The sequence below is a fragment of the Candidatus Chryseobacterium colombiense genome, from assembly GCA_029203185.1.
Lineage (GTDB): Bacteria > Bacteroidota > Bacteroidia > Flavobacteriales > Weeksellaceae > Chryseobacterium > Chryseobacterium colombiense.
The window spans coordinates 40,275-58,848 of the sequence record CP119310.1; the positions used below are offsets into that span (position 1 = coordinate 40,275).

An 18,574-nucleotide genomic window follows, 5' to 3' on the forward strand; every position below is an offset into this window, starting at 1 on the left:
TTCGCTTGTGAGTTTTGCTTCGCAAGTTAATTATGAATGATTAAACAGATAAGAAAAGAAAAAATTCACAAGTGAAGCGTATTGACGATTCACTATTCACAAAAATATTGCTCATTACCAATTATTCATTACTCATGATCAGCGTTTGGGAACTTGAAACATTTTACAGAAAACGGGATGTAATCATTATCGGAGCCGGTTTTACAGGATTATGGACTGCGATTTCCATCAAAGAAAAATATCCTGAAAAATCGGTTTTGATTATTGAACGAAGTTCTGTTCCATTGGGCGCTTCAACAAGAAATGCCGGTTTTGCGTGCTTTGGAAGTCTGACGGAAGTGATTGCCGATTCTGAGAAAATGGGTTGGGAAAAAACACTGGATCTTGTAAAGATGAGATTTGAAGGGTTGAAGAAAATCCAGACTTATTTTACAAACCCGGAAATCGATTTCGAATTAAACGGAGGTTTTGAAATTCTTAATCACGATAAACCTTTACATAGAATTGATGAGGTTAATGAAAAACTGAAACCCATTACAGGACTCAAAGAAACATATTTTCTGAATCAAGGTAAAATTAAAGAATTCGGATTCGGAAAATCTGAGTATTTAATTGAGAACCCATGTGAAGGAAGTTTGCATTCAGGAAAGTTACTACAGAAATTAGTAGAAAAATGTCATGAATTAAAAGTGGAGTTTCTCTTCGGAAAAGAAGTGAAAAGTATTGCTGAAAAGGCAAATGGAATTGAAGTCCAGCTGCCTGAAAATATTTTGATTACATCCAATCAATTGATTCAGTGTACAAATGCTTTTGCTTCCCAATTTTTAGAAGATGAAGAAATTATTCCGGCTCGAGGGCAGATTATTTTAACTGAACCTGTTGAAAATTTAAAATTAAAAGGCACTTTCCATTATGATGAAGGGTTTTGTTATTTTAGAAATCTCGGAAACCGAATTTTATTAGGTGGTGGAAGAAATCAGGATTTTAAAACAGAAGAAACCATCGCTTTTGAAACTACAGAATTTCTGCAAAATCACTTGGAAAACTTTTTAAAAGAAGTTATTGTACCTAATCAGAATGTGAAAATTTCGATGCGTTGGTCCGGAATTATGGCAATGGGTACAGAGAAAACTCCCATAGTAAAACAAATTTCTGAAAGACAATTCTGTGCAGTAAGACTTTCCGGAATGGGAGTGGCACTGGCTCCGAAAATTGGAGAGATTGTTGCTGAAATGATTTGATTTAGATTAAAGAGATCCTTCGATTTCGCTCAGGATGACACCTGCAAATTATTCTGTATGTTTTTAATAGTTATTATTAGAAATGTCGTCCTGAGCGAAGTCGAAGGATCTAACTTCTGTAATTCATTAAATCAGTATTTATAATATCTGTTGCCTTAAAACAAATATGCTTATTTTTGCAAAAAATAAACAATCGTGATCAACAACGACCAGATAAAAGAAATTCAATCGAGGATTGAAGATTTACATAAATATCTCCAGATCGATAAAAAGAAGATAGAAATTGCCAATGATGATGAGAAAACGGCAGCACCGGAATTTTGGGACAATCCGAAAACGGCAGAAGCGTTTTTAAAACAACTTCGTTCTAAGAAAAAATGGGTGGAAGCTTATGATGAGATCAATACTCAGTTTGAAGATCTGCAGGTTTTAATGGATTTCGCCAAAGAAGATTCGGATTCTGAAAAAGAACTGGATGAAGCTTTTCCTCAATTGGTAGAAAAAATAGAAGACCTGGAATTCAAAAATATGCTTTCCAATGAAGGAGATGAACTTTCCGCGGTACTTCAGATTACAGCAGGAGCAGGAGGAACGGAAAGTTGTGACTGGGCTTCTATGCTGATGAGAATGTACACCATGTGGGCTGAAAAACAGGGATATAAAATCCGTGAACTGAACTTCCAGGAAGGAGATGTTGCCGGAGTGAAAACTGTAACGTTAGAAATTGAAGGAGAATTTGCTTTCGGCTATTTAAGAGGAGAAAACGGAGTTCACCGATTGGTAAGAATTTCCCCTTTTGATTCCAATGCAAAACGTCATACGAGTTTTGTTTCCGTATATGTTTATCCTTTGGTGGACGATACAATTGAAATTAACATCAATCCTGCCGATATTTCATTTGAAACCATGAGGTCTTCCGGAGCAGGAGGACAGAACGTAAACAAGGTAGAAACTGCCGTTCGTCTTCGTCACGCACCGACAGGAATAATCATCGAAAACTCAGAATCCCGTTCACAGCTTCAGAACAAGGAAAAAGCAATGCAGTTGCTTCGTTCAAGACTTTATGAAATGGAATTGGAAGAGCGTATGAAAGCCCGTAACGAGATTGAAGCCAACAAAATGAAAATCGAGTGGGGAAGCCAGATCAGAAACTACGTCATGCATCCTTATAAACTGGTAAAAGATGTACGCTCAGGTTATGAAACATCAGATGTAGATTCTGTAATGAACGGAAATCTTACCCCATTCCTGAAAGCATTTCTAATGGCCGATGGAACGGCAGTTTCAGAAGATGATCTGGATCTGTAAATCGTATCTGAATTTTCGTTAAAATATGCTAATATATTTCCTTTTGAATTTTATTAAGCTTATTTTTGTTACACATCAATACTTATGGAAGATTTCAATAGCTGGAAGGATTTATTAAACCCTGAGTTTTATATAAATAATGGGGGATTTTGGCTTATTTTATTTATTATTTTTGCAGAAACGGGTTTATTTATAGGATTTTTCCTTCCCGGAGATTCTTTGCTTTTTGTGTCGGGAATTTACGCAGTGAAGATTATTTCGGAAACTTTTGGTTCTACAGGAAGTGATTTCCTTGATACCACGGTTTTAGCTTCGGCAGTTGCCTTTGCTGCCATTATTGGTAATGAAGTCGGATACTATTTCGGACGTAAAGCAGGACCGGCTTTGTATAAAAAGAAGGATACGATGCTTTTCAAGAAAAAGCACTTATATCAGGCGCATGAGTTTTTCGAAAAAAATGGAGCTTTGGCTATTATTATGGCGAGATTTTTACCTGTTGTAAGAACTTTTACTCCTATTATTGCCGGAATTGTGAAAATGGATAAAAAAGCATTCCTCAGAGATAATATTATAGGGGCTGTTTTATGGTCTTTTCTGTTGATCTTTGCAGGACATTATCTGGATAAACTGTTTATGGATCAGTTTGGTATTGATCTTAAAAAGAAACTGGAGCTTATCATTATTGTCATTGTTTTGGTAACAACAGTACCAGTTATTGGAAAGTTTTTATTTGGAAAGAAAGAAGACCTTTCAAAATATGAAAACCATGATTTTGACGAAGACGTTAAATAGAAATTAATAAATATACAGATAGCTCGTTTTTTAACGGGCTATTTTTTTTTGCACACGATTCTTCTTGTCTGGATCACTGTTATTTGATTGTATAGACTGTCATTCTGAAAGTAGCGGAGCGAATTGAAGAATCTTTATGTAAAAAAAGCAAAGTTTAGAATATAAAAAGATTCTTCCTTCGTCAGAATGACAAAGATTATCTTCTAATCCATTCCAGGATATTAGGAAAAATAATACTGTCTCTTTTTGTTTTGCTAAAAAATCTAGGTGCATGACCTGCATTTTTCATAAACACAAGTTTATGGGGAATATGTTGAGCAGTTAAAGCAGAATCCAGTGCTAAACCTTGTTTTTGGTTCACTAAGAAATCCTGATTCCCTTGAAAAAGTAGAGTAGGAACGTTTGAGATATTGGCAATCGGGCTTGCTTTTTTAAACTCTTCGGACAGATTTTCACGATGAAATTTTGTTCCCACCATTTTTTGTATCGTAGGAGAAGAATATTTTGAATAAAAGGAATGCAAATATTCAGGGGAATAAAAATCTGTAGGACCACTTAAAGAAATGATCTTTTTGATCTGATCGGGATTTTGATAGCCATATAATAAGGCTAAATGACCACCTGCACTTTCACCTAAAAGAATATAATTATTGGGGGAAAGTTCTGCCTTTTGAGCTAAAGAATTAAATTTTGTAATTGTCAGACTGATATCTTCCAGTTGTTCTCTGTACGTTATTTTTTTTGACTTTGAAACCAGCCTGTAATTCATGTTAATGCTTGGAATGTTATTCTTGAAAAGCATTTTCTGAATCTGGATCATGTGTTCTTTTTTTCCTAAAGTCCAGGCTCCGCCATGAATGATCAGGACTACCGGAGAATTTTCAGGATAATCAGAAGGCAGGAAAATATCCATTTTCTGGCGTTGATGTTCCCCGTATTTTAAATTATAAATTTTCTGTTCATTATCGGTTCCCACCCAGACTTTGAATTTTCGTGTATTGCATGAACTTAGAACAAAGCCAATTAATCCTAAAACAAAGTAATGGTATTTAAGAATCAGCTTTTTCATGGTATAAAATTACAGAAAATAAAAGCTGAAAATACATTTTGAGAAATGATTTTTACCATTGCTGAATGATGATCCCGATCTGTTCATCCATTAATGCAAATTCCTTGGCATTCCATGGTCTTAAAGTAATTGCACTTAAGTTAGGATGTAACAATTCAAGAAAATTTTTGCTTACCTTTTCATAAACTTCTTCAATATTTTCAGTAACCAATCTAAATTCAGGATGGTCTTTTTCTGCAAACTCTTCATTCTGAAAGAGATTGATTCTCAATCCGTCCTTTTCCAACACACAAAAAGGCTGATGAGCATCCAGCTCACTATGGCCGATTTCAAATTCAAGACAATCAACAAATATCTTCAGTCCGGTATTAATGTCTTTGTAGAAAACATTGGGCACTAGTTTTGTAAAATTCATATACGTTTTTTTATTTTAAAATGTATTCTCCGTAACACTTGTTATTAATCCAAGTTCGTAATATCCCTTTCTTTGCAGTTACAATTTTCGGCAAAGTTATACCAAATCCCTCAGTATCTTTTACTACATTAATTAATAACATAAATTCTCTTAAAACCTTTCATAATCATAGAATAAATCGAATTAAATAGTTATTTTTGTTCCTTAACAATTATTTAAAAAATATTAAAATTTTATGGCATCTGGTTTTTTTGCGATTTTGGATGATATCGCAGCTTTGATGGATGATGTGGCGGTTACAAGTAAAATAGCAACCCAAAAAACCGCAGGGATTTTGGGGGATGATTTGGCGGTAAATGCTGAAAAAGCTACTGGGTTTCTTTCTTCAAGAGAAATTCCTGTATTGTGGGCGATCACAAAAGGATCATTCATTAACAAATTGATCATTCTGCCTGTCGTATTTTTATTAAACTGGTTGTATGCTCCGTCAATCAATTATATCTTGATTTTGGGAGGACTGTATCTGTCTTTCGAAGGGGTTGAAAAAATTATAGAATTTCTTTTTCACCGTGATAAAAAAGGCCATGAAGTCGTGGAAGAAGATAAAAGTGACGAAGAAATAGAAAAAACAAAAGTAAAATCTGCCATCACTACAGACTTTATTTTATCGATTGAGATTGTAATCATTGCTTTGGGAACAGTATTGGAAGAAAGTCATCCTTTTATTACCCAAATTTTGGTGACGAGTTTTGTGGCGTTTGTTGCAACGGTCGGGGTTTACGGAATTGTAGCTCTGATTGTAAGAATGGATGATGCCGGATTTAAACTAATTAAAAAGAGTAACGATAAAGGATTCTTCGGAAAACTGGGGCATTTATTAGTAAAAGCTTTACCAATTGTAATTAAAGCTTTAGGAGTGATCGGTACGATTGCTTTGATTATGGTAGCCGGTGGGATTTTTGCTCATAGAGTAGAATTTCTTCATCATTTTTTAGAATCCTGGTCGTCCAATAAAATTCTTACGATTCTGAAAGAAGTTATTCTCGGACTTGCAGGAGGGCTGCTTGCAGTTGCTCTTTTCAGCATAGGAAAAGGAGCCGTTTCTTTAGTTAAACGAAAATAGAAACTTGATAAATAATAGAACAGATCGGGGCTTCAAGAATTGAAGCCCCGATCTGTGTTTTTAATAAACTTATACATAAAGTTTTATGATAAAAAAAGAGACTTTAAAAAGCCTCTTTTAATATGATTAGTTGAATAAATCTTTCACTTTATCAAAGAACGTTTTTTCCTTTCCGGATGGTTCTGCAACCATTTCTCCGCTGTTCATTTGATTTTCGAAAAACTCCTTTTGTTCTTTCGTTAATTTTTGTGGAGTCCACACATTGATGTGGATGAACATATCACCTTTGCCATAGCTGTCAATACTTGGAAGGCCTTTTCCGGCAAGTCTTAAGATTTTTCCGGACTGCGTTCCTGGATCTACTGTGATTTTCACCTTTCCGCCAACAGTTGGAACCTCTTTTTTAGTTCCTAAAGCTGCTTCTGCAAAAGAAACATATAATTCTTGGTGAAGATTATCACCTTCTCTTTTGATTACTTTATCGACTTCTTCCTCAACAATCACCAATAAATCTCCCGGAATACCGCCGAAAGGGGCATCGTTACCTTTACCTCTTACATTTAACTGAATTCCGTCTCTTGCTCCTGCAGGAATATTGATGGTGATTTCTTCCTCATCTTTTACTAAACCTTGTGCATTAGCTCCTGCCGGAATTTTATCAGCAACTTTACCGATTCCCTGACAAGTTCCACAAGTAGTCTGGGTTTGCATTTGCCCGAACATGGTGTTCATCACTTTCATCTGAACTCCGGAACCACCACAGGTAGGACAGGTTTTTGAAGTAGCCCCTTCCGCTACTTTCATTTTTTTAACTTTAATGGTCTTCTGTGTTCCGTTTACCATTTCTTCAAGGTTCAGCTTGATTCTGATTCTTAAATTCGAACCTTTCACTTGCTGACGACCACCGCCACCACCAAAACCACCGAAACCTCCACCGAAAATATCTCCAAACTGGCTGAAAATATCTTCCATGTTCATTCCGCCACCGAAACCACCGCCACCAAAGCCGCCGTTTCCACCCATTCCTGCGTGGCCGAACTGATCGTATCTTGCACGTTTCTGTTCGTCGCTCAGAACTTCATAAGCTTCGGCAGCTTCTTTAAACTTTTCTTCAGCTTCTTTATCACCCGGATTCTTATCTGGGTGAAATTTGATAGCCATTTTACGGTATGCTTTCTTTATTTCGTCGGCCGAAGCAGATTTGCTGATCTCAAGAACCTCGTAATAATCTCTTTTTGACATTTTTTTATGGGTAATTAGTAATGAATAATGGGTAATATCAAAAATTGCTTATTACCCATTACTTATTGCTTATATTTTTAATTTCCTGTTACTACTTTTGCAAAACGAATTACTTTATCACCTAAAGTATATCCTGTTTCGATTACGTCTACGATTTTCCCTTTTAATTCTTCTGATGGAGCAGGGATCTGGGTAATTGCTTCATGGAAATCTACATTAAAGCTGTCTCCGGCTTTTACTTCCATTGCTTTTAGTCCTTTTTCAGTCAGTTTACTTTTGAATTTGTTATAAATCAATTCAACGCCTTGTAGATCGGCAGGATTTCCGTTTTTAGCAATCTCTTTAATCGCTCTTTCGAAGTCGTCTAAAACACCAAGCATAGAAACCATCATATCCTGATTGGCGTATTGGAAAAATTCCATTTTCTCTTTGCTAGTTCTTTTTTTATAGTTTTCAAATTCAGCGTATAATCTGATGTAACGGTCTTTTTCTACTGCCAAAAGTTCCTCTGCAGTCGGTTGTGCTGTCACATTGTCTTCAGATGTTGCTTCGTTTTGAATCTTCGTATCTTCTTGATTATTGATGCTTTCTTCGTTGATATCCTGATTTTCCATAATTCAATCTTTATTTTCCTATGTATTCGCAAAGATTCTGCCAAAGGAAAAAGCGTGACATTTCGGCAGAAAAGATTTTTAATTCAAATTGTGAACTAATGTTTTTGATGTTGATGTTTGTTTTAATGACTATTCTCCGAAGAATGTCTGATATAAGAGATAAAGATTTAAAATAATAATCACGAAAGAAATAATCCAGACACAGGTTTTCATAAAAGGTTTATTCACAAATTCTCCCATTTTGGCTTTATCACTTGTGAACATCACCAAAGGAACGACAGCAAAGCTTAATTGCATGGATAAAATGACCTGGCTTAAAACCAATAATTCTGTAGTGCCTTTTTCCCCGTATAATACAGTTACAATTAAAGCCGGAATTACTGCGATTAATCTTGTAATTAATCTTCTCAGCCAAGGCTTTAATCTGATATTTAAAAAACCTTCCATTACGATTTGTCCGGCAAGAGTTCCGGTAAGCGTTGAGTTTTGTCCCGACGCTAATAATGCAATGGCAAAGGCAATACTTGCCATGGAAGCTCCTAAAATCGGAGTCAGCATTTGATAAGCATCGTGAATGTCTGCAACATGTTTATTTCCTGTAATATGAAAGGTTGCTGCGGCTAAAATTAAAATGGCTCCGTTGATGAAAAAGGCAAGCATCAAAGAAACGGTACTGTCTAATGTCGCAAACTTTATAGCTTCTTTTTTTCCTTCTTTAGTACGTTCATAATCTCTTGTCTGGACAATGCTGCTGTGTAGATACAAATTGTGCGGCATTACAGTAGCTCCCAAAATTCCAATTGCAATATAAAGCATAGCCGGATTTTGAATGATTTCCGCTTTTGGAACAAGACCTCCTAAGACTTCATTGATAGCAGGTTGCGAGATGATCAATTCATAGACAAAACATGCTAGAATAATAAAGATTAATCCGCCTACAATACTTTCGATCCATCGGAATCCCTTTGACTGAAGCAAAAGAATAAGCAAAACATCGACTGTAGTAATCACAATTCCCCATGTTAAAGGAATTCCGAACAATAAGTTTAAAGCAATGGCAGAGCCTATCACTTCGGCGAGATCACACGCAGCAATAGCTATTTCACAAAAAGTCCAGAGAATGAAATTGGTTGTCGGACTAAAATGATCACGACAAGCCTGCGCCAAATCTCTTTCTGCGACTACCCCCAGTTTTACAGATAAATGCTGCAAAACCATAGCAAAAATGTTCGAGATCATAATAACTGATAGTAGAGTGTAGCCAAATTGTGCTCCACCTGCAATATCTGTTGCCCAGTTTCCCGGATCCATATATCCTACAGCAACCATTAAACCAGGTCCTGCAAAGGCAAGGTATTTTCTCCAGAAGCTGGCATTTTTAGGGACTTTTACAGAAGAATATACTTCCGATAAAGAATGTGAGGTTTTATCTTTTCGCCAGGCGTTTTTTAAATTAAAATTCATAAAATGTTAGGAATGACTAACAAATTTAATTAAATATATCAAAATTACAAATTTAAGGACACGAAAAAATCCCAAAAATAACTTTTGGGATTTTATTTTTATAAGTTCTAAATATTTTATTTAGCGAATCTTACCGCCATTTTTCTGTCTACGGCTCTGGCTTCATTAGAGGCGCTTGCATCTACTGTTGCAAATTTACTTCCGTATCCGTCTGCGGCGATTACCTGAGTTCCGACTCCTTGTTTGCCTAGCCAAGCTTTAATATAATTAGCTCTGTCAGCAGATAGTTTTAAATTTTTAGCTTCATCGCCGGTTTTGTCTGTATAACCTCCAATTTTGATTTTAGCTTCTGGGAAAGCTTTTAAAATAGCTATCAAGTTTTGAAGCTGTCCTTCTGAACCTGCTTCCAGTTGATCTGCACTTCCTATTTTAAAGTTTACATGGTCAAAATCATACCATTTATCTTTTAGGGCATCATCATTGGCGGCATTTTTATAGCCGTCAGATTTCAGGAAGGCGATCATCTGATCTTCCATACCTCCTTTATAACCTTTCAGCGCTGTTCCGTTCAGATCAATATTTTCATCTACTTTTGTAACAGTTGTTACGGTAGTGTCCGAAGGTGTAACAGTTGCTGTACTATCAGTAGTTACAGTTGTTGATGTCGTGGTGGTTGTGTTTTTCTTTTCACACTGCTTCCAGATGAAATATGCTGCCGCAATTAATAATAGCAGCGGAAGAAGCCATTTCCAGATAGATCCTCCACCTTCATTATTTCCCTGAGTATAAGTTTCGGTAGGCGTTGTACTTCTGGTAACATCTACTTTAGGCTCTTCTGCAGCAGGTGTTTTTATAGCATCGTTGTCATTGTCAAATTTATATCCTTTTGCCCAATCTCCTATATTTAATGAAGCTAAAGATAAACCTGCAGGTAATAATGAGGAAACGATTCCTTTCTGGTCGTTTAACAAGCTGGAAATTCCAGATTGACCTAAATTATTATCTGCTGCATATTTTCCGATTGAGCCTACAGTAGCTCCTGTTACCAAATTGAGTAATGAGCTTGAGGAGTTATTGCTGATTCCGGCAAAAGTAGCTATTGAATTGACTAATCCACTTAGTTTATCGCCAAAAATAGTGGATAAAAGATTTGAAATAACAGAATTATTAGAAGATTCTCCTAATAAATTTCCCAAAATTCCGCTTGATGAGGCATTGGTAATTGCATCTAGAACCTTGGGATTATCCGAATTGTTTGCGAATCCACCTACTACAGCAGGCAGTAAACCTCCAATTGCTTTTGAAATACCTGATTCACTTTCTCCAAACTGCGCAGCAGTCTGTGATACTAAGGCAGGACCTAATTGTCCTTTAATTAAATCAATGACATTTAAAGACATAATAAATTATTTTGAGATTAATGTGTTATAAATTTATAAAAAAATATCTTTAAATAGTGAAATCAAAAAAAAATCTTTAAAAATCACGTAGATTTTTAAAGATTTATCAAATTTGTTGTATTAATTTTAATAGGCTTTTGCGAATAAAACTCGTCTCTTAGATGGTTTTCCTGAAATTAAAGAAACACCTTCTTCAATATCATCATCCAAAGGAATACACCTGATGGTCGCTTTTGTTTCGTCCTTGATTTGTTCTTCTTCCTCAGCAGTTCCATCCCAATGTGCGTAGATAAAGCCTCCTTTTTCTTCAAGAACCTTTTTGAACTCTTCGTAAGTATCTACTTTAGTAATATTATTTTTTCTGAATTCAAAAGCTTTATTATAAATGTCCTGTTGGATTGTTTTCAATAAGTCTTCGATATAAGAGTCTAACCCGTCAATAGAGCGTACTTCCTTCGTCAAATTATCTCTTCTTGCAATTTCAACGGATCTGTTTTCAAGATCTCTTGGTCCCATTGCAATTCTTACAGGAACACCTTTCAATTCATATTCAGCAAATTTCCATCCCGGCTTGTTTTGAGTATCATTGTCGAATTTCACTGAAATTCCTTTGGCTCTTAATTTAGCTTGAATATCCAACGCGACTTCGCTGATCTGCTGTAATTGCTCTTCACCTTTAAAGATCGGAACAATCACTACCTGAATCGGAGCCAATGTTGGAGGCAATACCAATCCGAAATCATCAGAGTGAGTCATAATTAAAGCACCCATCAAACGGGTTGAAGTTCCCCATGAAGTTGCCCAGGCGTGTTCTATTTTACCTTCTTTGTTGGTGAATTTTACATCAAAAGCTTTTGCGAAATTCTGACCTAAGAAGTGAGAAGTTCCTGCCTGTAAAGCTTTTCCATCCTGCATTAAAGCTTCAATACAATATGTTTCATCAGCTCCGGCAAATCTTTCAGAGGGAGTTTTTAAACCTTGGATTACCGGCATTGCCATAAAGTTTTCTGCAAAATCTGCATAAACCTGATTCATTTTTTCTGCTTCTTCTACAGCTTCATCTTTTGTAGCATGAGCGGTGTGACCTTCCTGCCATAAGAATTCTGCTGTTCTTAAGAAAAGACGTGTTCTCATTTCCCAACGAACAACGTTGGCCCATTGGTTAATTAATATCGGTAAATCTCTGTAAGATTGAATCCAGTTTTTATAAGTATTCCAGATGATAGCTTCCGAAGTTGGTCGAACAATGAGTTCCTCTTCCAGTTTTGCATCCGGGTCTACAATCAGTTTTGAAGGGTTGTCAGGATCTGTTTTTAATCTGTAGTGAGTAACTACTGCGCATTCTTTGGCAAAACCTTCAGCATTTTTTTCTTCAGCCTCAAATAAGCTCTTGGGCACAAAAAGCGGAAAATAAGCATTCACGTGACCTGTTTCCTTGAATTTTTTATCCATTTCATCACGCATTTTTTCCCAGATTGCATAGCCATATGGTTTTATTACCATGCAACCTCTTACTCCTGAGTTTTCAGCTAAGTCAGCTTTCACCACCAACTCATTATACCATTTGCTGTAATCTTCGCTTCTTGAGGTTAATTTTGCCATTATTTTTTTTTGATTTTTTTAACTTTTTCTTATTATTGTTATCTAAAAATAAAAATCTATTTTTGATAGATATTTGTACATGGGTTTTGGTACATTTTTAGTACAGATTGCAAATATAATTTAAATTAAAAATTTTTACGTTATCATGAAAAGAAATATACATAAAAATTTGCTTGGTATGTTAAAATCAAAAGGAGTTTTAGCAATAGCAGGCGGATTATTACTCGTGTCTTGTGGCGCCCAAATGGGTGGATACAGTGAGACAGATGGGGTTTACTATGATCCTAATAAAGATACACTACCAGAAGGAGTGATTATCAATGATGGCGGAAACAGAGTAGGGGAATACTACGACTATAATGATGGTTCTAATATCATTCAAAATGCAGAAGCAAATTCCAAACAAGGAAAGTATGATTCTTGGAATGATTATAATTGGAATACCAATAACAATGCAACAGATTCTGACTGGGGAAATTTCGCAGGCTCTCAGACGAATTATTACGATAATTCCTGGGGATGGGGATATCCTTGGGGATGGGGAGGCTATTACGGAAGTCCATATTGGGGTATGAACAGCGGATGGGGCTGGAACTTTGGCCTTTCTTGGGGTTGGGGAAGCTCTTGGGGCTGGAACGGATGGAACTCTTGGGGATACCCGTATTGGGGAGGTTATTATAATCCTTACTGGGGAGGATATTACGGAAGTCCATATTGGGGCTGGAATGGTGGCTGGGGTAATTATTACGCAGTACCATACAAAAGAAGAGGAGCAGACGGAAGGTTATATAACAGCTACAATGGAGGATTTGGAAATAGAAATGGTGTAAATTCCGGAGGGTTCAGAAATAATGTAAATTCTAATAACAGCGGATTTAGAAACTCAAATACTGGAGGTTTTAGAGGATATAATAATGGCAATAACGGAGGTTTCAGAAACGGAAATAATAACAATGGCGGATTTAGAAACCAGGGAGGATTCCGTAATCAGAATTCACAGCCAAGACCAAATTACAATAACTATCCTCAACAATCTCAGCCAAGAATGAATGATGGGGGCTTTAGAAGTAACAGTGGAAGTTTCAATAACTCTGGCGGAGGCGGCTTCAGATCTGGTGGATCTTCAGGTGGCGGTTTCAGATCCGGCGGTGGAGGCGGCGGCTTCAGAGGTGGTAGATAATAAAAATTAATAACTATTTAAAAAAATAATGTTAAAAAAATCTTTAATAGTAATGAGTATTTCTGCAGCATTTTTTGCGCAGGCTCAGGATATTTCGATCTTAAGGAACTCTATCGATGTATATTCTAATACGACGATGTTCGGTTCTTCAAAATTTAACGCAATGGCAGGTTCCAACGGAGCCTTAGGAGGGGATGCAAGTTCTTTGCTTACAAACCCTGCAGGTTTGGGGGTTGCTATTTCGGGAGATGTTTCCGCGACACTTTCTATCAGTAATAACAAAAACAAAAGCTCATTAGCTGGTTCCTCAATAGATTATAATATTAATAAAGTAGATATCGGAAACGTCGGAGGTGTAGCAGCTTTTCAGCTTATGACCGAAAGTGGTTGGAAATTTCTAAACGTAGGGGTTAATTTCTCTAATCAATCTATTGAAAACTATATTGAGAGCCCGGGAAACTCCAAGATTGTGATTCAAAAAAGTCTTATTGACTCTAATAATAATCCCGTTACAGGAAATCTGACGTATTTAGGTCATGCCTATAACAGATACGGAACAAAGTCTAAAATGAATATCGGGGTTGGTGCGAACTATGAAAATTATTTATACTTCGGTGCCGGTCTTAATTTCCATTATGCAGACGTTGAGCAATGGGATACTGCAGCATTTGGTCTGGATCTGGATAATTCAGTTTCCAGTTATAATAAACAATATACTCCTTATACTGAGAAATCAAATGGTTTTTCAGCTTCATTCGGGGTAATTGGAAAAGTGGGTAAGGAATTAAGATTAGGAGCAACTATTGAAACGCCTACATGGTGGAGAATGGACAGAGTGTATACAGAATATGCTTTGGATAACCAAGGATATATGGGATCCGGAGCATACAGTGAAACGGTAAACTTCAGAAGTCCTATGAAAGCAACCGTGAGTGGTGCTTATGTTCCGAGTAAAAACCTTTCTTTCAACGTAGATTATACATTAGGTATTACAAAACCTAAATACAAGGAAGAAATAGATGCAGATAAAGAACTTAATAATTTCTTTACCGATAACTACAAAAACCTTTCGGAAGTAAGAGTAGGGGCGGAATACAGAATTAAATCCTTTAGATTAAGAGGAGGGTATTCTTACGCTTCAAGTCCTTTCGATTCGGGTACAGTGAGTGCTTATTCTAATTCAGGAGCTGCAGGTAATACAAGTTATAATAACTGGACCTTGGGTGAAAGAAATACTTTCGGTGCGGGTTTAGGATATGACTTTGGTGCTTTTTATATTGATGCTTCTTATCAAAATGTAAGTTCAAAATATAACAATCCATTCTTGTATGGTAAGGTTATCTCAGGAAACCCTTATTATTCTACAGGATATAGTTCTTCAGACTTTGATGTAGCCAATGAAAGCTATGCGGTATCTGAAGTGAAAAATACTTTTAACAACTTCTTTATTACATTAGGATGGAAATTCTAATTTCCAGATTGTGTAATGAGTGATTAAATTGATGCTCCGGATTTTAATCCGGAGCTTTTTTATTGATGAAATTTAAAATCAAAAAACATAAAAAAGAGAGACTTTATTTGGAGCCTCTCTTGTATATTTTAAAATAGATCATTGATTTAATGATGGTGACTCATAGGAGAATGGTCGTGGAAAAGATGCATGATCAAAGCTAATGAAACGCCCAGAATTACCAATCCTATTTTTACCCAGTCAATATTGTGATTTTTATTGCTTTCAAAGATAATGACTGAAGAAATATGTAAGAAAATTCCCCCTACAATAGCTAAGAAATATGGCTGTAAATCCGGATTGAAATAATTACCCAGCAACATTCCCATTGGAGAAGCCAAAGCAAATAAGGCTACAATTAAGATTGACGGGTAAGAAGTTGTAGACTTACCTTCCTTTCTGTTAAACAGGAACGCTCCCAAAATAAAAGAAATAGGAAGGTTGTGAAAAACAATTCCCAAAAGATAAGGAGATAATTCATGTTCTTCATTGGCTAAAGGAATTCCTTCAATAAAAGCATGAATGAATAACCCAACCATTAAAGCAACAGGAAGAATATTATGATCGTTGTGATGATGAAAGTGACCGTGCTCAAAACCTTTGGTTAAAGCTTCTAAAATCATCTGTAGCAGAACACCTGCAATGACAAAAATTCCCAAGCTGCTGCCTGTTTCAGCAGTATAAACCTGAGGGAACACTTCATTTAAGCAGATCGTAATTAAGAATCCGGCACTTAAAATCAGTAGATTTTTTGCCAGCTTTTCTTTTTTACCAAAGTACTTTCCCAGTAAAACTCCGGCAATGACGCTTAATATCAGTAAAGTAACAGTCATATTAATTTAAAAGTGGTGAGAAACAAAGTAAAACAATTATAAGATTCACACTTATGATGATGAGGTGTAAGTTATAGTTCGTTTTATTTTTAAATATTATTTTTCTAAAAAAAATTAAAGGTATTCCAATAATTATCAATAAACTGGAAATAAGGAATTGAGGAGGAGGAGTATGACTATCAAAATGCCCGAATTTAATTCCGGAATAAATTGAAAAAAGGGTCGCTAATAAAAATACAATATTAATATTCATCCTCAAGTCAATTTCAGCTTATTTTTTCTTAAACAGATTAATACAACGGGGTGATTTTTCGGCATTAAATTCCGACAATTGATAATCTCCCCATATTTTTATCCTTTCAAAACCGCATTCTGTGGCGTAAGCGTTTATGGTTTCTAATGTATGTAATTTTACTTTTTCAAAAAAATGAAAAGATTTACCCTCTGTTTCAAAACGAATATCTTTAATGATGTGTCTGCCTTCAATCTTTTTTGTAATATTAAAATCAATTCCTTCTCTGTGTACTACCATTTCAGGAACCAACATTTCTCTTACAAATTCTTCACTCAGATAATCCAGTACAAAAAAACCTCCAGGCTTTAAAGCATCATATACCGATTGAAAAACGCTTTTGTCATCTTTTTCGTTATCAAAGTAGCCAAAACTGGTAAAAAGGTTAAAAACAGCATCTACAAGCTTTGAATCAATGGGATTCCGCATATCATGAACTTTAAAATGTAAAGTTTCATTTTCAAACTGCTTATTGTGCTCTATGCTTTGCTTGGAAAGATCCAAACCAAGGACTTCATAGCCTAATTTGTTGAGAAAAACAGAGTGTCTTCCTTTTCCGCAGGCAAGATCAATGATCGTGCTTGAGGTTGGGAGCTGAAGCTCTTTTGTAAGTTTTGTGATAAAATTTTCAGCTTCAGTATAGTCTCTATTACTATAAAGCAAATGATAATAAGGGGTATCAAACCAAGATTCAAACCATTCCATCCTGCAAAAATAGTGTTTTTGATTGATGGAACATCGTTGTTGCTTGATGGTTTTTATAATATACAGCGATTTCTATCAACTATAAACTGACAACCAACCACTAAAATCGCTATTTTTGCAAAATGGATATAGATAATCTACAGATACAGATAAAAACATTCTTTGGTCTTGAACAAATTTTGGCGGAAGAGATCAAAAAACTGGGCGGAAGAAAGGTCGAAGTTAAAAACAGAGCGGTAAACTGTGAAGGAGATTTAGGTTTTTTATACAAGATCAATTACTCTGCAAGAACGGCTTTGAAAATTTTGGTGCCGATTCATGAATTTAAAGCATTCAACCAGCATCAGTTTTATGACAGACTTTTTAAGTTTAATTGGGAAGAATTTATGGATGTGGATCAGTCTTTCGCGATTGATGCAACGGTAAACTCTGAAACCTTTAAACATTCCCAGTTTGTAACTCTGAAAATGAAAGATGCTATTGTGGATTATTTTCAGGAAAAATTTAAAAGACGTCCCAATGTAGAAACCAGAACTCCTGATATCAAATTCCATTTGCATATTGATAGAGAATTAATTACCATTTCTTTGGATTCTTCGGGTGATGCTTTATTCAAAAGAGGCTACAGAAGAGAGCAGGGAGAAGCTCCTATTAATGAAGTTTTGGCAAGCGGAATGCTGCAACTGGCAGGTTGGGACGGAAAAGGTAATTTCCTTGATCCGATGTGCGGTTCGGGAACTTTATTGATTGAAGCGGCAATGATCGCTTTGGATCTTCCTGCACAGATTTTCAGAAAGAGATTTGCGTTCCAAAACTGGAGAAATTATGATGCTGATCTGTTTACGAAAATTAAAGAATTCAGAATCAACAGAGTGAAAGAATTTACCGGAAAAATTATTGGTTACGACATCGATGCAAGAATGCTGAATGCTGCCAGAATGAATATTGAAGCTGCCGAAATGGAAGATGTGATTGAGGTCAGAAAACAAAACTTCTTTGATTCTAAAAAAGATCTTTTCCCATTGCTGATGGTATTTAATCCGCCATATGACGAAAGAATTTCAATTAATGATGATGATTTTTATAAGAAAATAGGAGATACTTTCAAAACGCATTATCCTAATACATTGGCTTGGCTGATTTCTTCTGATCTTGAAGCCGTAAAAAAAATCGGTCTTCGTCCATCAAGGAAAATCAAGCTTTTCAACGGAAAGCTGGAAACGAGATTTTTGCAGTACGAGATGTATGAGGGAACGAAAAAGGTACATAAATTAGAAGAAAATAAATAGTTTTCAGTTTATAACAATAATAATATAAAAGTAGGCTTTAGAATCTTTAGCCTACTTTTTTTAGTCAATAACAATGAATTGGGGTTTTTTTGAAATTTTAGGATTGATAGGAGATGTTTTAAATGCATTTGGAAGTAATTCATCCTCTTCAGATTTAAATTATAATGAACAATCGAAAGTAAAAAAGAAAACAAAATATCTTACAGAAAAAGTAAGTGCAGCATTTCTTTTGATTTCTGCTTTTTTATTATTCTTTGTATTTAAAGATCCTTTACCTGCTGAAAATTATGTCCAGACTCTTTTAGTTACTTCGTTGATTGGTTTGGCAATTTCTCTGTTATTATTTTTTTTATTGTATATCCTTGAGTTTTATTATTTCAGAAATGTTTTTCAATGGCTTTTTTTTAGCCTTTCGACGATTTTAGTTTTTATCTCTGCTGTTCTGTACATTTATTTCGATTCCGGAATGTTTATATAAAAAAAACAGAAATCCAT

General features: G+C 35.6%; 17 protein-coding genes. 8 read left to right on the forward strand and 9 right to left on the reverse strand.

What is annotated here, in order from left to right:
• Positions 1–71 precede the first annotated feature (71 nt).
• From P0Y62_00190 to P0Y62_00200, 3 genes are all read left to right on the forward strand, one after another.
• On the forward strand, positions 72–1,241 hold the full coding sequence (locus tag P0Y62_00190) for an FAD-dependent oxidoreductase (protein WEK69971.1): 1,170 nt from the start codon (positions 72–74) through the stop codon (positions 1,239–1,241).
• A gap of 195 nt (positions 1,242–1,436) precedes the next feature.
• Positions 1,437–2,549, forward strand: a complete 1,113-nt coding sequence (gene prfB / locus P0Y62_00195) for a peptide chain release factor 2 (protein WEK69972.1) — start codon at positions 1,437–1,439, stop codon at positions 2,547–2,549.
• Positions 2,550–2,633: 84 nt separating this feature from the next.
• Positions 2,634–3,341, forward strand: coding sequence for a VTT domain-containing protein (locus P0Y62_00200; protein WEK69973.1), 708 nt, complete (start codon positions 2,634–2,636; stop codon positions 3,339–3,341).
• Between the two features lie 196 nt (positions 3,342–3,537).
• Here P0Y62_00200 and P0Y62_00205 read toward each other — a convergent pair whose 3' ends face one another.
• Together P0Y62_00205 and P0Y62_00210 are read right to left on the reverse strand one after the other, a co-directional pair.
• Positions 3,538–4,410, reverse strand: a complete 873-nt coding sequence (locus P0Y62_00205) for an alpha/beta hydrolase (GenBank protein WEK69974.1) — start codon at positions 4,408–4,410, stop codon at positions 3,538–3,540.
• A gap of 52 nt (positions 4,411–4,462) precedes the next feature.
• Entirely contained in the window at positions 4,463–4,825 is a 363-nt protein-coding gene (locus P0Y62_00210; GenBank protein WEK69975.1) for a hypothetical protein, read from the reverse strand.
• 235 nt (positions 4,826–5,060) lie between these two features.
• Between P0Y62_00210 and P0Y62_00215 the strand changes: the two genes are divergently transcribed.
• Positions 5,061–5,948, forward strand: a complete 888-nt coding sequence (locus tag P0Y62_00215; protein ID WEK69976.1) for a DUF808 domain-containing protein — start codon at positions 5,061–5,063, stop codon at positions 5,946–5,948.
• 126 nt (positions 5,949–6,074) lie between these two features.
• Here the strand turns inward: P0Y62_00215 and dnaJ are convergent, their stop codons facing one another.
• The 5 genes from dnaJ to proS form a co-directional block, all read right to left on the reverse strand.
• Positions 6,075–7,190 carry a molecular chaperone DnaJ gene (gene dnaJ / locus P0Y62_00220; protein WEK69977.1) on the reverse strand — a complete coding sequence of 372 codons (1,116 nt, stop codon included), beginning with the start codon at positions 7,188–7,190 and terminating at the stop codon, positions 6,075–6,077.
• A gap of 77 nt (positions 7,191–7,267) precedes the next feature.
• Positions 7,268–7,804: a nucleotide exchange factor GrpE gene (locus P0Y62_00225; protein ID WEK69978.1), complete on the reverse strand. Its 537-nt coding sequence runs from the start codon at positions 7,802–7,804 to the stop codon at positions 7,268–7,270.
• 129 nt (positions 7,805–7,933) lie between these two features.
• On the reverse strand, positions 7,934–9,268 hold the full coding sequence (locus P0Y62_00230; GenBank protein ID WEK69979.1) for an Nramp family divalent metal transporter: 1,335 nt from the start codon (positions 9,266–9,268) through the stop codon (positions 7,934–7,936).
• A gap of 116 nt (positions 9,269–9,384) precedes the next feature.
• Positions 9,385–10,668, reverse strand: a complete 1,284-nt coding sequence (locus P0Y62_00235; GenBank protein WEK69980.1) for an OmpA family protein — start codon at positions 10,666–10,668, stop codon at positions 9,385–9,387.
• A gap of 126 nt (positions 10,669–10,794) precedes the next feature.
• The gene (gene proS / locus P0Y62_00240) at positions 10,795–12,270 is read right to left on the reverse strand and encodes a proline--tRNA ligase (GenBank protein ID WEK69981.1); all 1,476 of its coding nucleotides are present in this window, start codon (positions 12,268–12,270) and stop codon (positions 10,795–10,797) included.
• Positions 12,271–12,448: 178 nt separating this feature from the next.
• Between proS and P0Y62_00245 the strand changes: the two genes are divergently transcribed.
• Both P0Y62_00245 and P0Y62_00250 read left to right on the forward strand, forming a co-directional pair.
• A complete protein-coding gene (locus tag P0Y62_00245; protein WEK69982.1) occupies positions 12,449–13,450 on the forward strand; it encodes a prolyl-tRNA synthetase in 1,002 nt (333 codons plus the stop codon).
• A gap of 52 nt (positions 13,451–13,502) precedes the next feature.
• A complete protein-coding gene (locus tag P0Y62_00250; protein WEK69983.1) occupies positions 13,503–14,921 on the forward strand; it encodes a hemin receptor in 1,419 nt (472 codons plus the stop codon).
• A gap of 146 nt (positions 14,922–15,067) precedes the next feature.
• Here P0Y62_00250 and P0Y62_00255 read toward each other — a convergent pair whose 3' ends face one another.
• A complete protein-coding gene (locus P0Y62_00255; GenBank protein ID WEK69984.1) occupies positions 15,068–15,793 on the reverse strand; it encodes a ZIP family metal transporter in 726 nt (241 codons plus the stop codon).
• Positions 15,794–16,064: 271 nt separating this feature from the next.
• Positions 16,065–16,790: a class I SAM-dependent methyltransferase gene (locus P0Y62_00260; protein ID WEK69985.1), complete on the reverse strand. Its 726-nt coding sequence runs from the start codon at positions 16,788–16,790 to the stop codon at positions 16,065–16,067.
• A gap of 122 nt (positions 16,791–16,912) precedes the next feature.
• On the opposite strand from P0Y62_00260, the gene P0Y62_00265 reads away from it, so the two are divergent.
• Together P0Y62_00265 and P0Y62_00270 are read left to right on the forward strand one after the other, a co-directional pair.
• A complete protein-coding gene (locus P0Y62_00265) occupies positions 16,913–18,079 on the forward strand; it encodes a THUMP domain-containing protein (GenBank protein ID WEK69986.1) in 1,167 nt (388 codons plus the stop codon).
• Positions 18,080–18,152: 73 nt separating this feature from the next.
• Positions 18,153–18,557 carry a branched-chain amino acid ABC transporter substrate-binding protein gene (locus P0Y62_00270; protein ID WEK69987.1) on the forward strand — a complete coding sequence of 135 codons (405 nt, stop codon included), beginning with the start codon at positions 18,153–18,155 and terminating at the stop codon, positions 18,555–18,557.
• Positions 18,558–18,574 lie beyond the last annotated feature (17 nt).